The 13,866-nt window shown below is 43.6% G+C and carries 12 protein-coding genes and 1 pseudogene; 6 read left to right on the top strand and 7 right to left on the bottom strand.

Going from position 1 to position 13,866, the window contains the following annotated elements; all coding sequences use genetic code 11:
* Positions 1 to 522 precede the first annotated feature (522 nt).
* Complete coding sequence (locus tag R8N49_RS10740) at positions 523 to 711, top strand: superinfection immunity protein (protein WP_065765481.1); 189 nt, start codon at positions 523 to 525, stop codon at positions 709 to 711.
* Between the two features lie 193 nt (positions 712 to 904).
* Here R8N49_RS10740 and R8N49_RS10735 read toward each other — a convergent pair whose 3' ends face one another.
* The 5 genes from R8N49_RS10735 to R8N49_RS10715 all read right to left on the bottom strand — a co-directional run bounded on the left by R8N49_RS10735 (position 905) and on the right by R8N49_RS10715 (position 4,681).
* The gene (locus R8N49_RS10735) at positions 905 to 1,549 is read right to left on the bottom strand and encodes an inovirus-type Gp2 protein (RefSeq protein ID WP_065765482.1); all 645 of its coding nucleotides are present in this window, start codon (positions 1,547 to 1,549) and stop codon (positions 905 to 907) included.
* Positions 1,550 to 1,824: 275 nt separating this feature from the next.
* Positions 1,825 to 2,154: a hypothetical protein gene (locus tag R8N49_RS10730; RefSeq protein ID WP_318189971.1), complete on the bottom strand. Its 330-nt coding sequence runs from the start codon at positions 2,152 to 2,154 to the stop codon at positions 1,825 to 1,827.
* A 1-nt stretch (position 2,155) separates the two neighbouring features.
* Positions 2,156 to 2,365, bottom strand: coding sequence for a helix-turn-helix transcriptional regulator (locus tag R8N49_RS10725; RefSeq protein WP_318189970.1), 210 nt, complete (start codon positions 2,363 to 2,365; stop codon positions 2,156 to 2,158).
* An 88-nt stretch (positions 2,366 to 2,453) separates the two neighbouring features.
* Positions 2,454 to 3,392, bottom strand: a complete 939-nt coding sequence (locus tag R8N49_RS10720) for a hypothetical protein (protein ID WP_065765485.1) — start codon at positions 3,390 to 3,392, stop codon at positions 2,454 to 2,456.
* Complete coding sequence (locus tag R8N49_RS10715) at positions 3,389 to 4,681, bottom strand: tyrosine-type recombinase/integrase (protein WP_318189969.1); 1,293 nt, start codon at positions 4,679 to 4,681, stop codon at positions 3,389 to 3,391. Before R8N49_RS10715 ends, R8N49_RS10720 begins: the two co-directional genes overlap by 4 nt.
* Positions 4,682 to 5,186: 505 nt before the next feature.
* Between R8N49_RS10715 and R8N49_RS10710 the strand changes: the two genes are divergently transcribed.
* Positions 5,187 to 5,990, top strand: coding sequence for a MetQ/NlpA family ABC transporter substrate-binding protein (locus tag R8N49_RS10710; protein ID WP_017633488.1), 804 nt, complete (start codon positions 5,187 to 5,189; stop codon positions 5,988 to 5,990).
* A gap of 95 nt (positions 5,991 to 6,085) precedes the next feature.
* Here R8N49_RS10710 and R8N49_RS10705 read toward each other — a convergent pair whose 3' ends face one another.
* Together R8N49_RS10705 and R8N49_RS10700 are read right to left on the bottom strand one after the other, a co-directional pair.
* Entirely contained in the window at positions 6,086 to 6,361 is a 276-nt protein-coding gene (locus R8N49_RS10705; RefSeq protein WP_005383040.1) for a hypothetical protein, read from the bottom strand.
* Between the two features lie 223 nt (positions 6,362 to 6,584).
* On the bottom strand, positions 6,585 to 7,304 hold the full coding sequence (locus R8N49_RS10700) for an SIMPL domain-containing protein (protein ID WP_005379714.1): 720 nt from the start codon (positions 7,302 to 7,304) through the stop codon (positions 6,585 to 6,587).
* Positions 7,305 to 7,537: 233 nt separating this feature from the next.
* Between R8N49_RS10700 and R8N49_RS10695 the strand changes: the two are divergent.
* The 4 genes and pseudogenes from R8N49_RS10695 (at position 7,538) to R8N49_RS10680 (ending at position 13,725) form a co-directional block, all read left to right on the top strand.
* A pseudogene (locus R8N49_RS10695) lies at positions 7,538 to 9,300 on the top strand (lysophospholipid acyltransferase family protein).
* A gap of 595 nt (positions 9,301 to 9,895) precedes the next feature.
* Positions 9,896 to 11,848, top strand: coding sequence for a PTS mannitol transporter subunit IICBA (locus tag R8N49_RS10690; protein ID WP_005379710.1), 1,953 nt, complete (start codon positions 9,896 to 9,898; stop codon positions 11,846 to 11,848).
* Between the two features lie 111 nt (positions 11,849 to 11,959).
* Positions 11,960 to 13,108, top strand: a complete 1,149-nt coding sequence (locus R8N49_RS10685) for a mannitol-1-phosphate 5-dehydrogenase (RefSeq protein ID WP_053306863.1) — start codon at positions 11,960 to 11,962, stop codon at positions 13,106 to 13,108.
* Positions 13,109 to 13,194: 86 nt separating this feature from the next.
* Positions 13,195 to 13,725 (top strand): MltR family transcriptional regulator, encoded by a 531-nt coding sequence (locus R8N49_RS10680; protein ID WP_005379708.1) that lies wholly within the window; start codon positions 13,195 to 13,197, stop codon positions 13,723 to 13,725.
* Positions 13,726 to 13,866 lie beyond the last annotated feature (141 nt).

The following is a 13,866-nucleotide window of genomic DNA, read 5'->3' as shown; positions in this document are numbered from 1 at the left end:
CACAGTTTTCTACATTTCCTCGTCGGCGTCGTCGTACTAATCACCTTCAACATTTCCCGACGGCGACGTCAGTAAAATCATGCGGGTAATCGGGTTATGTGATTTTGCTGGTGGATTTCGGAGTGATTCGGGGCAGGGTTTCTATGTTGATTGTGCGGTGATATTTCGTCAGACCTTCGCTCATAATCGATTGGTCCCCAGTTCAAGTCTGGGAGGGGCCACCATATTCTATAAGGGTTAGAGCCGTAGTGGTTACTAACCCTTTTTTGTTTCTATCAAAATTTAGTCAAGTAATTAGTCAAGTAACGACTAACTAGCCGTCAATTCTGACATTAGAAAAAATCACCCTGCCAAACTCTCACCATTTCGTGATAGCACTTAATCATTTGATGAGTTTTTAGAGTCCAGAAAAAGAACATTCTTCTTAATGTATTGCTTGGAAAAACGAGAAGTAAGTATCTTTAAAGTTAATATGATACTTGTATGATAATAAACCTATATCGCAAGTTATAAGGTGTAATTATGGACAGCTTTGGATCTATCATTCTGCTTTTAGCAGCACTCATGCTTTACTTGCTACCAGCATGGATAGCTGGTGCGCGTAAGCATCACAATTCAACTTCTATTTTTATCATTAACTTACTTCTTGGTTGGACTGCCGTCGTATGGATTGCCTGCCTTGCTTGGTCATTTAGCCATATAAAAAAGTAGACTCTTAACGTGTCCAAAAACCATCAATAGCACTGACAAATTATTTCGCGCGTTAATGCGTCCAAAAACTCGAAGAAGTAGACAAATCTCAATAAGCGGCCCTCACTGGTTTAAGTGTAAATGTCAGGTTTTGTAAAGTTTTCGCACTGTCGATAACCTAAGACAATGCTTAGAACCCGTAAACAACCCGTATTCATGTTATTGAGGGTAACGTGACTTCCGAAAATTGAGTTTTAACGCTTTCAGGCTCTCTCTTTCCGTATTTTATCCGTAAACGGCTTGTACCATAGTCTTTAGCCTGTTTAGCTCTATAGCCCTTACCACGCGCTTTTGCTTGATAGGAAAGCCGATAGATAGCTTGTTGCTTGGCTTGAAAGTCATTGCCTTTAATGTCGTAGTAACAGTTCTTAGGCGTGTATAGGTGAGCACCGCCAATTTTTAGCCATGCGTTCGATAAAAGGTCTAGTATTTTATGAGGGTATCTAATTCGCTTTCCATCTAGAAAAAGCGCAACGTGATAGTGCTGCTGCTTTGCTTTCTCCATTTCCCTAGCCCAGCAGTAGCCAAATCGGGTCATTTTGTATCTGTCGCTTTGAGTAATTTTTCTCACTTCACGAATAAAATCCGACATCAATTTGTTATCGTCCGTATAGCTCGATACTTTCAAATCAAAAAACACCACCATGACACGCTGATGATGTGAGCACATAACAGTTAACTGCCTAATGATCTGCTTCATGTGTTTAGGGCAAATTTCGTATTGTTGCTTGTTCCCCGTGTTTACTTCCCAGATCTCCCCATCCACTTGGACAAATCGATTCGTCGTTAAGTATTTCATACAAGCCTATAGATATTATTAAATACCCCCTTTCTAGGCATCAATTGAGTTAGTAATTGCTCACACTGTAAAAACCGCGCAGTAAAGGCACATTTATATGCCTCTCGCTCTGTCTGTGGCTAAAAACACAAAACAAAACCTAGAAATGAGTTCTCATTTAAAGACAAATAAAAAGCCACCTTTTCGCTGGGTGGCTTTTCCTCTATGAATGGCTTATCCTTTGGTTGCTGGTGGTCTGTCGCCAAACTCACCACCAGCTGACTCAGGACGGGCCTTTACTTTCTCCTATAGGTTTGGGCCTTTTTCCTCTTAAAGTAGTCTTTTCGCTGCTCTACTGTCATCCAAGCATTGATAACGGGTCTTTCGGTGAACTTTCCAGTTAATGGATCGATAACTCGCTCTTTAGTGTCTGTAATTAACATCTTGTCTTTGTGTCTCAGCACACTTAAAACACTATGCAAATTACCTATACCAATATAACGCGCCTGATAGGTGTTTAACCCGTAGCCTTTCAGGAAAACAGACTTAACGTAGCTCTTTTGTTCTCCGCCTTTATAGTCTGGTAAACCAAGTTCTTTCGCTCGCTCTCTATGAATCTTACCCATGCTATTCCTCCCCTTCAAAACTTCTCAAAATTGATTCCACCGCGCTTTGACGATAACCAATCGCTCTACCGTTGACTTTTAAAGGTTCTGGAATGATTTTCTCTTTCGCGTAAAAGCGCCAGAGAGTTTTTTTCGATCTGCCAAGAATTGCCGCAACTTCATCGAGAGAAAGTACACGGTCAATTGGTGTAGGAAAGTTTGTAGTTGTCATATAGCCTCATATCTTCGTTGAAAGAGGCTTTAAGTTTAAGGAGTGGACAACTTTGGTTCGAGCTTAAAAACCTGCGAAAAATTTTTTTTTATTTGAGGTTTTTAGGCTTGCTATTTTTAGCGCGTTCACGTTCTAGGAGAGTCTTATTTTTGTCGTATTGTGCCTTCAATCGATCATACTCACGTTGATGCTCCCTGCTCGCTTGTTTGTACCTTTCAGCTTCCTCTCTCGCTCTCCATATCTCATGTGCTTTTTGCTCCTGCTCGGCCTCACTTAATGAGCTTATCTCATTCATTTCTTTTACTTTTGATAGTGAGCCGTCTAGTGCTCCTTTAGATATCTTAAGAATATCTTCCGTTTTTTTTCTGCCATGTATCAATGCACAGGCCCAACGAATTTGATGATCTAATGGTTTAGTTGGTCTTCCTCCTTTGTTGTTAACATTGCTTTTCCTTTCTGATTTTTTCGGCATTTTTCTTTGCTTAAACAAATCATTACCACTCACTAAACTTGCTAGGACATCCACGGCCCGATCAGCGCTTTCAACTATTTTCGCCTCATCATTAGAGTTAACCGCCTCAATCCATGACCGTAAATTCCTACAATCAGCAGCACTTAGTAAAAGCTTTCCATTCGTTCCATCTTCAAGCTTTTGAGTTAGCACCGCTCTTCTCATTTGGTTTAACTCGTCTAGATCACTTAAGAACTCAGCCTCATTACGCTGCCAATAAACAAGAGTATTCACCCACTCGGACGATAAAATAGAACTATACCTGTCCATGTTTTCCATGTACTCAATTGATGACAAGTGCCCCTGCCTTACATCCAAAGACTGCTTTCGTATATCGTCCATAGCTTGGTGAAGATATCCGCGAATCTCCGTTATTTTGTCTTGCCCAGCATCTTTTAAAGGTCCAGTCTGGTTATCTATCAAAAAATCGACCATCAGATCGTAAACGGTTTGGTAGCGTCTGCGAATTTCATCTGTTCCTAAAATAAAGGTGTCTACATTCGTCATTTTTGTCATCTTGCTACCTCCAGTGATACAACGTTACTTCCATGCTGTGGGTTGAGTTTCTGCTCCCACGACTCCAACGCAATGCGCTTCTCTGGTAGATATTCGTATCGGTCATAGTGTTTGCTTGATACATCATTCAGCGCATGGTTTTGTAAACGGTCACGTAACGATTTGGAGATACCTATCTCACCCATAAGCGTTTTACAGGTTCTTCGTAAGTCTCTGGGCGTGAATGGCTTTATATGTGGGCTAGCCTCTCGGTAACGTGCTATGCCTTGCGAGAGCGAATCTAGGCGTATGTGATTGCTCGCGTTAAATCGGTGAGGGAATATAAATTCGCTGTCATTGTTGAGTCGCTGCTTCTCCAGTACCACCAGCGCGCTATCAGTAAGCGGTATCAAATGAGGCCGTTTGTTTTTCGATATATCCGGTGTTATCAATAGTGTCTTTTGCTGCCAGTCGATAGCCTCCCAACGTGACGCTGCCAACTCATACGGACGCTGCCCACCCGTGTACAGACACAACAAAATAAGATTGCGGATAGCATCGCCCATTTTAAAACGCTCATACTCATTATTGAGATCATCAATTAGGCCAATAACCTCACCCATTTTTAGATAGTGCTCCCCCACTCGTTCAGCGTCTTTTTGTTTTGGGATAGCCGCTACAGGGTTAAGCAGTAGGCCAAATTTAGCCTCATCAATAAAATTCGCTGGATCATTATCGTGCTTTAGCCCATAGTTAAACGCTGCCATCAAATAGCTGCGTACTCGGTTTGATTGTGTTTTCGCATCTCGCTTTATCATGGCTGCGAGCACTAGCATTAAATCGTGAGTGGTTACTTCTTTCGCTTTGGTGGCTGGTGGAATGACTGGATAGACTTCTTTTTCTAGTGAAGCGAGTACGGCTTTATGGGTGCGCTTACCGTCTTTTTCCATCTGTGACACGTAAGCCTCAAACAATTGCTTTATGCTGCCTTTGCGCGCTTCTTCACGCTTGGCTAGCTGTTGCGCTTTATGCTGGCTTTCTAACTGCTCTTTAGGGTCGATACCCTGTAGTAGCAGTTCTCCCATTTCCTTTTGTTTACCGCGCGCATCATTGAGTGATAACTCAGGAAACCGCCCTAGTCTGATAAACTTTGTTTTCCCTTCAACAAAATAGCGAAACACAAACGTTTTACTTCCTTTCGGTGTCACCTGTACGCCTAGTTTTCCGCGCCCTCGTTGGCTGTTTGTGTCCCATTCATAGTAAGGCTTATCTTTTGGCTTTAAGCCTCTTATGGCACTCACTGTTAGCATATTTCACCCTTAGCCCTATCCGTTGCGCAACTTGACTATATGAAAATTTAGTCAAGTAATTAGTCAAGTAAGAGTGTACCTGAATGAGAATAGATGAGAAAAGATGAAATCGAGAATTGAATATAAGCTACTGAATATAAATAAAAATAAACTAATTTGAGAACGTATGAGAATTGATAGAAAACAGGCTTATCACGACTCATAATCGATTGGTCCGCAGTTCAAGTCTGCGAGGGGCCACCATATTCCGAAAGGCGTAGCAGGTTAATACCTACTACGCTTTTTTTGTATCTTATATCTTTGGGTACAATTTCGGTTGCGGTAACTCGTCATTAACCTCGTAATAGCTTTTCCTCTTCCCCTTTTCTTTAACTATTATCTGGCTTTCTATATGTAGCAATGAAACAAAATGTCTGCTCGTGATTTAAACCATTGACCCTCAGACAACTTCTGATAGGATGGACATACAAACGTATAGACGTCTAAAACAAAAAATGGAGCTACAATGAAAAGTATTGGTCACTTAAAGAAACTAGCTTTGATTCTCACGGCAGTAGTCGGCTTAAGCGCTTGTGGAGAAAAAGATGACTCTGTCATTAAAGTGGGCGCGACAGTTGGACCACATGCACAAGTAGTCGAGGCGGTAGCGAAGGAGGCAGCGAAGCAAGGTTTGAATGTCGAAGTCATTGAGTTTTCTGACTACGTGACACCTAATGCCGCCCTTAGCGACGGTAGCATCGATATTAACAGCTATCAGCACCAGCCATTTTTAGACAACTTCAACAGTAGCCATAACGCCCAATTAGTATCAATTGGTCAGTCCATTCTTATGCGTATGGGGCTTTATTCCAATAAGTATCGCTCACTGCAAGAGCTTCCAAACAATGCACGTATAGCGCTTCCAAATGACCCTACCAACGGTGGTCGTGGTCTGTTGCTACTCGCCGATGCAGGTTTAATTGAGCTGAAACAGGGTGTTGGCCATAAAGCCGCCCTAACTGATATCACAAAAAACGCAAAATCATTTGAATTTGTCGAGGTAGATGCCGCTCAGCTACCAAGAACATTAGATGATGTGGACGCGGCTGCGATTACAATGAACTACGTAATGTCTTCTGGTTTAGATCCGAAGAAACAAAGTATCTATCTTGAAGCAAAAGACGCCCCATTAGCAGTCATGGTCATCGCCACTCGTGACGCAGACAAAAATAATGAAGCGTATAAAAAGTTCGTTTCTATTTATCAATCTCAAGCGATTCGTGATTATCTCGATCGCACTTTCAAAGGCACAATCGAAGCAGCTTTTTAATCAATAAAGCAGCGAATATTTTACCCCACGAATCAGATAGAGAAGAGGCTAATGTTTTCTCATAGCCTCTTCTTTTCATTACTCACTAAATCGACTCATTGTCGACTTTCAGCCTCTAACTTCATTGCCAAATAAGCTTGGTCAGCAGAAACCAATTCAGGACGGTTAATCAACTTCCAGAGGAAGTATGGTGGGATTAAAAATACGATGAAGTAGAGAGATTCATGGAAGAAAACATCGGCTATCGTTTGCTGATGCTCCCAAAGTGCCGTCAGTGCGAAGAGCTCTAACATCACGCCTAATACGCCAAAGACGACAGAGACAACAATCGCTAAACCCAGTAGTTCTCTAATAAAGTGCTTGTATGCCATGATACTAATTCCTTCTAGCAATAAGTCATACTAACTTACGCTCATAAGAAACAAGTGAGCTTGATTATTATCAAACTCACCTCATCACTGTTAAGAACTTAGTTTTATAAAAAAGTACTTGTATATAGCGTCATCGAAGACTGATTTCCCTATCACAGAGCATAGATACCTCTACAAATAGAAGGTGATGGAACGACCAACTATTGACTATATGAGCGCAACTTTAATCAGATAAGTAATATTGAACCGTCGATACCACTCGTACTTTCTTAATGTAAGGCGTGTTGCTGTCTCGGTCATAAATCGAGAACTGCCCTTGAGTTGCACGTTTGATCTTACCCAGTGAACTCTGTGAGTCTTTCGCAAATTTCTCAGCCACTTCACGCGCATTCTTAGTCGCTTCTTCGATCATGTCTGGCTTCACATCATTCAGCTTAGTAAAGCTGTACTCAACACGATTTGCATAAGGATCTTGGTTAAGCAAAACGCCTTGTTTTCCTAGCTCACCTATTTCATTGATTGCCGCTCGAACAACATCAACACTCTGGCTGTAAACCGTAACGGTTCGCGAGGCCAAATAACGATACTCAATGTCTTGTTCGCTCCCATATTGCTGTGCTTTTCTGTCAATGACCGCTGGGGAAGAAAGGGAAACGCTGGTTTCAGGAAGCCCTTTGGCACTTAGAAAGTCCAAAATCAAACGGGTTTGCTGGTCAATTTCATCAAACATGGCTCCCATATCATTACTCGCTAGAGTAAATTGAATCGGCCAAATCACCGTATCAGCAGGATACTCACGCTCCGACAAACCTTTTACTGTCACGACTCTTTCATAGGCTCGGTATTTCACCGCCGTCTGCTGCATAAAATAGCCAAGGATGCCAAGACCAAGTATCAAACTTAGCCCAATCCAAAGTGCTGCTTTATTGGAAACTCGTTCCATTATTTCCCCCTGATAAATATCAACTTAGCTTAATCTTTGTTCTAGATAAGATAGCCTATCTATTGTTTTAAGAGGGAGACATAACGCGAGTTTTGATTCATAGCACAGTGATATACCGTTTTCTTTAGTCAATAAAGCTTCATTGGTTTGTCACCAAAGGCTCATGCTTTTGCCTCTTAACTGTCATCTGTAATTTCTACTATCCAATCAGCAACTTGTACGCTGAGGTAAATATGGATAGTTCAACCCCTTTTCGTCTCCCTCGTAAAACGCCGTTTGGCATTGGTGAAAACGTTGCTGAATGGGCAACCGGTTTAAACCAGCTTGATAAGTTCTACGCTCAACGCCCCGTTAATGCCGATACCAAAACTTTTCTTCGCTTCACGCTGGATATCTTAGGTATCGACTATCGCATTGCTCATGGCTCACTCGACTCAGTTCCTAAACAAGGTGCTACCGTCATTGTGGCGAACCACCCGCTTGGTTGTGTGGAAGGCGTGATCTTGGCTGAACTGCTGTTGATGGTCAGAGGCGATATCCAAATCCTAGCCAATCAATACCTTAAAACCGTGCCGGAGTTAGATCAGCTCTTTATTGGTGTCGATGTGTTTGAAGGCAAAGACGCCGTCAAATCGAATATGAAGGCCCTCAGAGCGGCTAATAAACACCTCGCAAGTGGCGGCTTATTGCTTGTCTTTCCTGCCGGTGAGGTTTCCCAGTTAGTCGATGCCAAACAGCAACGCTTGGAAGACAAAGCGTGGAGTCGAAGCGTAAGTAGCCTGATCCGCAAAAACAAAGCAACGACAGTTCCAGTATTCATCAGTGGTCAGAACTCGAAACGCTTCTATATGGCAGGGAAAATCCATCCACTTTTGCGTACCCTAATGCTCGGGCGGGAGCTACTGAACAAACATGCACAAACCATCAACTTGTCTTTTGGCCAAGCGATTAAATTCAAAGAGATCAACACACTTAACGATGATCAAGTGGTGAACTATTTGCGGCTCAACACTTACTTGCTCAATCGTGAAACCCAATCAGTTAAGCCTTCTTCTTCATCAGAACTGCTCTCTCCAATAGCGGCAGGGTTACCCGTAGGCGAATTGCTTGAAGAGCTGAACAACTTACCAAAAGAGTCCAAGCTGCTAACAAGTGGTGAGTTCGATGTTTACTGCACGGAGTCGCAGAGTATCCCTTCCCTACTGCATGAAATTGGTCGCCTACGTGAGCTCAATTTCCGACAAGTTGGCGAAGGGACTGGACTAGCAATAGACATTGACCATTTCGATCATGATTACCTGCATCTGTTTGTGTGGGACAGAGAGAACCAATGCTTGGTGGGCGCGTATCGTTTAGGTCTGGTTGATCAACTGATTGAAAAGCGCGGCGTAGCAGGTCTGTATTCACGAACGTTGTTTAACTATGACCAACGCTTTATCGACCAAATGGGTAAATCCATTGAGATGGGGCGCTCTGTGATTGCACAGCAATATCAAAAGAGCATGAGCGCGCTACTGCTACTGTGGAAAGGCATCGCAACGTTCGTTCATCAAAACCCAGATTACACTCACCTATTTGGTCCGGTAAGCATTAGCAACGATTATAGCGATACTGCACGTCAATTACTGGCTCAATCAATGACACTGCACCACTACGACAACAATTGCGCAGAGTACGTCACACCTTCTAACCCACTTCCTGAGCACCACCGTGACTGGAACACCAGCATGCTCACTGCTCTGGGTGATTTACAGCTATTGTCACGTGTCATTGCCAGAATCGATGAAGGGAAGGAGTGCCCGTTTTGCTGCGTCAGTACTTAAGCCTCAATGGCAAGCTGGTATGCTTCAACGTCGACCCTGCATTCAATAACGCTCTAGATGGATTGATTATGGTGGATTTGCGCGATGTTCAAGAAAAGACGTTGGCAAGGTATATGGGACGCGAGCAAGCTCATGACTACCTCGTCTATCATACTAATAGCAACGATGATTAAGAACAGTGATTAAGTAGAGAGTTGGGAATCACAAGAAGAACCGTGTGGCGACTCTCTTTATTTACCCTTTCATCAACTAATTAGGCGTGCTCCGTGAAGTGCGCCGAAAAGACTCTTATAGATACAATCTATCGAAAGATCTAGATAGCATTTATCTCACCAATTCCGTCACAAACTTTCACAAAAAACAAAAACAGATCCAAGTCACACTTTAAATCCACCACAACTCAACACAAAACGTGATATTGATCATCACAAGCATTTAATTCGAATTTCAAAAAAAATCAAAAGTGATCAAAGTCACAAAGTATTTTTATTTTAAATTTGTCAGAAGATCGGATTGATCACTAAGATTTTTATTGACAGGTTTGAAAGTTGCTTTTTGTTATTAAGTTACAAGTTAATAAGTTGAACTTGGTCACTTAAAAACCGTTTCTCAGCCTAAGAAGTGCGGGCGTAGATCACAAAAAACCCGTTGTCAGTTCCAATTGGAAAATGTGTGGTAAATTGATTGGGTACTAAGCAATCAAACAAACGGTTTTGGCGAACCGTTTACTACAACAAGATACATCAGAACATCGAACGGGGAATTGTTATGATATCACCAGATGCCAAGATCAAGATACAAAATTTTGGTCGTTTTCTGTCAAACATGGTAATGCCAAACATCGGCGCGTTTATCGCGTGGGGCTTTATCACTGCTCTATTTATCCCAACTGGATGGCTACCAAACGAAACGTTAGCCTCTATGGTTGGCCCAATGATTACCTACTTGCTGCCACTACTTATCGGTTACACCGGTGGTAAATTAGTTGGTGGCGATCGTGGTGCGGTAGTCGGTGCAATCACAACAATGGGTGTGATTGTCGGCACAGACATCCCAATGTTTATGGGTGCAATGATGGTCGGCCCAATGGGCGGCTGGGCTATCAAGAAATTCGATAACTACATCGATGGTAAAGTAAAAAGTGGCTTCGAGATGTTGGTTAACAACTTCTCTGCGGGCATCATCGGCATGCTGTGTGCGATCCTTGCTTTCATCTTTATCGGTCCATTCGTAAAAATTCTTTCTGGTGGCTTGGCGGCTGGCGTTAACTTCCTAGTTTCTGCTCACCTACTACCACTGACTTCAATCTTCGTTGAACCTGCGAAGATCCTTTTCCTAAACAATGCGATCAACCACGGTATTTTCTCTCCACTGGGTATCCAGCAAGCGTCTGAAACAGGTCAGTCGATCTTCTTCCTAATCGAAGCAAACCCAGGTCCTGGTCTAGGTATCCTGCTAGCTTACATGGTGTTTGGTAAAGGTACGGCTCGTCAAACTGCAGGTGGTGCATCAATCATCCACTTCTTCGGCGGTATCCACGAGATTTACTTCCCATACATCCTAATGAACCCTCGCCTAATCCTTGCGGCTATCGCAGGTGGTATGACTGGCGTATTCGTTCTAACTATCTTTAACGCAGGTATCGTTTCTCCAGCATCACCAGGTTCAATCTTTGCAATCTTGTTGATGACTCAGAAAGGCTCAATCGTTGGTGTTCTAGCGTCTATCGCAGCAGCAACAGGCGTGTCATTCGCCGTAGCAGCACTGCTAATGAAGACTCAAACGTCAACAGAAGAAGACGGTGATGAAGCAGCACTAGAGAAAGCAACATCACAAATGAAAGACATGAAATCTGCATCTAAAAACGATGCGGTGGTAAACAGCCAAAGCAAAGGTGACGTAGACCTAGCGACAGTACAAAGCATCATTGTCGCTTGTGATGCGGGCATGGGCTCGAGTGCAATGGGCGCGAGCATGCTACGCAAAAAGGTTCAAGACGCAGGTCTGAACATCCACGTAACCAACCTTGCCATTAACAGCTTACCAGAGAGTGCAGATATCGTGATTACTCATAAAGACTTAACGGATCGTGCACGTAAGCATGCTCCAAACGCACACCACATTTCATTGACTAACTTCCTAGACAGCGAAATGTACAACCAGCTAGTCACCAAACTACTAGCCGCACAAAACCAATCCGCAGCCAATGACGACCAAATGGTAAAAGTGTCGCTCGTGGCAGCAAACGACGACAACTTCGAGCCACAGCAAACGTCGGTGTTCCAAATCCAGCGTGAGAACATTCACCTAGGTTTGAAAGCTGCCAACAAAGAAGAAGCGATTCGCTTCGCGGGCAACAAGTTGGTCGAACTTGGCTACGCAGAACCAGAATACGTAGACGCGATGTTTGAGCGTGAAGCATTGGTTCCAACTTACCTAGGCGAATCTATCGCAGTGCCTCACGGCACGGTAGAAGCGAAAGACCGCGTGAAGAAAACCGGCATTGTAATCTGCCAATACCCATCGGGTATCCAATTTACTGAAGACGACGATGATGTAGCGAAACTGGTTATCGGCATTGCCGCTAAGAACGATGAGCACATCCAGGTGATTACCACCATTACGAACGCGCTCGATGAGCCGGAGGCAATTGAGAAGCTAACCAGCACCAACGATGTGGAAGAGATTCTGAACATCCTTGGCGGTCAACAAGCGGCTTAATTACCCCTTTAATTTGCTCCTGAGGCAAATGAGGTCAGCTGTCACCCCCTATGCGGTTGGCCTCCCCCTAGTTTCGTAAGTCAACATTTTAGACATTGGTAGGTAAGAATTATGAAAAACGCAGTTCATTTTGGCGCAGGTAACATTGGTCGTGGCTTCATCGGAAAACTCTTAGCAGATGCAGAAGTCGAGGTCACATTTGCAGACGTTGACGCTCCACTCGTCGACCAACTGAGTCACAAGCAAGAATACAAAGTAAAAGTGGTCGGTACTGAGTGCCAAATCGACACAGTAACTCACGTCACCGCGGTAAACTCAGCCAGTGAAGATGTCATCGACCGCATTGTAAAAACCGACTTGGTAACAACAGCGGTTGGCCCTAACGTACTGGACATCATTGCAAAAACCATCGCTACCGGCATTGCTAAACGCTTTGCAGCAGGTAACGATAAACCATTGAACATCATCGCGTGCGAAAACATGGTTCGTGGCACGACTCACCTAAAAGGTGAAGTGTACAAACATTTGGATGAATCATTACACGCGAAAGCAGACGAGCTAGTTGGCTTCGTCGACTCCGCAGTGGACCGCATCGTACCACCAGCAGAAGCGGCGAACGATGACCCACTAGAAGTGACTGTAGAGAGTTTTAGCGAATGGATTGTGGATGAGCAGCAATTCAAGGGCGAAATCCCTGACATAGCTGGCATGGAAAGAACCAACAACCTAATGGCATTCGTAGAACGCAAGCTATTCACTCTCAATACAGGCCACTGCATTACCGCTTACCTAGGTTGCTTGAAAGGCCATCGCACCATTCGTGAAGCAATTGAAGACCCAAGCATTCACGCTGAAGTAAAACAGGCGATGCAAGAGAGTGGTGAAGTGCTGATCAAACGCTACGGCTTCGACCGTGACATGCACAACGCCTACATCGAGAAGATTTTAGGACGCTTTGCCAACCCATACTTAGTGGATGAGGTGGATCGCGTAGGTCGTCAACCAATTAGAAAATTGGGTGCAAACGATAGATTAGTGAAGCCTTTACTCGGTACAATTGAGTATGGCACTGAAAATAAAACACTTTTGAAAGGCATTGCCGCTGCGTTGAAGTACACTAACGACACCGACCCACAAGCAGTAGAACTGCAAACCTCATTAAAAGAAGTGGGTGTGAAGAAGACGCTAGCGACATACACAGGTCTTGCAGAAGACAGTGATGAAGTGGCTCAAATCGAGACACTTTACAACCAACTTTGATTTACCTAGGGGAGCTTGGCTCCCCTTCTATGTCCTTCTCTGCTTGAAGAGTTGGGATAGCTAATAATTAGAAATGTATTCAGTATATGGCAGATAACATCAACGAAACCGAGATCATTGAGCGATTAAACAGCGCACCATCGGTACGAGGCTTTTTCATTGCAGCAGTCGACGTTTTTAACGATTCGATCGACGGGTTGGTGCAAAGAATCTTTCGTAAAGATAACTTCGCTGTTCAATCGGTTGTCGGTCCGCTGCTACAAGACTCTGGACCGCTGGGCGATCTATCTGTTCGTTTGAAGTTATTGTTTGGCTTGGGAGTGCTCCCCGATGACATTTACCACGACATCGAAGACATCATCAAACTCAAAAACCAACTCAATAGTGACGCTTCAGATTACGAATTCACTGACCCGAATATTCTAGAACCAATTAAGAAACTGCACTTGGTGAAGAAAATGGGCATGGTGCAACTGGAAGTCAGCGAACCAGATGACGACATCGACCTTGAGTTTTATCAGCTACAGCTGCAACGTCAACAACAAATCATTAAGTCAGGGCTCTCACTTGCCATTGTCGAGATTTGCAATGAGCTCGGCAAAGACAGCCCTTTTTAATCGAAAAACTGGCAAGGAAGCCTCCTCAACTCGCCCCTCTTTTTGCACATTCTTCTATACAACGTGCGTGAAAGCCATCACAGTCCATATTCCGATGTCTCTGTAACATCAGACCAATCTATCGCTAGTATTGAAACGGGA

The sequence above is a fragment of the Vibrio sp. 1978 genome (assembly GCF_033344345.1).
This window is presented reverse-complemented; position numbering and strand designations above follow the sequence as displayed.

Excerpts from the sequence above, each read along its gene's own strand:
- R8N49_RS10705 (WP_005383040.1), bottom strand. The coding sequence starts at position 6,361 with ATGGCATACAAGCACTTTATTAGAGAACTACTGGGTTTAGCGATTGTT.
- R8N49_RS10710 (WP_017633488.1), top strand. The coding sequence starts at position 5,187 with ATGAAAAGTATTGGTCACTTAAAGAAACTAGCTTTGATTCTCACGGCA.
- R8N49_RS10735 (WP_065765482.1), bottom strand. The coding sequence starts at position 1,549 with ATGAAATACTTAACGACGAATCGATTTGTCCAAGTGGATGGGGAGATC.
- R8N49_RS10690 (WP_005379710.1), top strand. The coding sequence starts at position 9,896 with ATGATATCACCAGATGCCAAGATCAAGATACAAAATTTTGGTCGTTTT.
- R8N49_RS10720 (WP_065765485.1), bottom strand. The coding sequence starts at position 3,392 with ATGACAAAAATGACGAATGTAGACACCTTTATTTTAGGAACAGATGAA.
- R8N49_RS10685 (WP_053306863.1), top strand. The coding sequence starts at position 11,960 with ATGAAAAACGCAGTTCATTTTGGCGCAGGTAACATTGGTCGTGGCTTC.
- R8N49_RS10680 (WP_005379708.1), top strand. The coding sequence starts at position 13,195 with ATGGCAGATAACATCAACGAAACCGAGATCATTGAGCGATTAAACAGC.
- R8N49_RS10700 (WP_005379714.1), bottom strand. The coding sequence starts at position 7,304 with ATGGAACGAGTTTCCAATAAAGCAGCACTTTGGATTGGGCTAAGTTTG.
- R8N49_RS10740 (WP_065765481.1), top strand. The coding sequence starts at position 523 with ATGGACAGCTTTGGATCTATCATTCTGCTTTTAGCAGCACTCATGCTT.
- R8N49_RS10715 (WP_318189969.1), bottom strand. The coding sequence starts at position 4,681 with ATGCTAACAGTGAGTGCCATAAGAGGCTTAAAGCCAAAAGATAAGCCT.
- R8N49_RS10725 (WP_318189970.1), bottom strand. The coding sequence starts at position 2,365 with ATGACAACTACAAACTTTCCTACACCAATTGACCGTGTACTTTCTCTC.
- R8N49_RS10730 (WP_318189971.1), bottom strand. The coding sequence starts at position 2,154 with ATGGGTAAGATTCATAGAGAGCGAGCGAAAGAACTTGGTTTACCAGAC.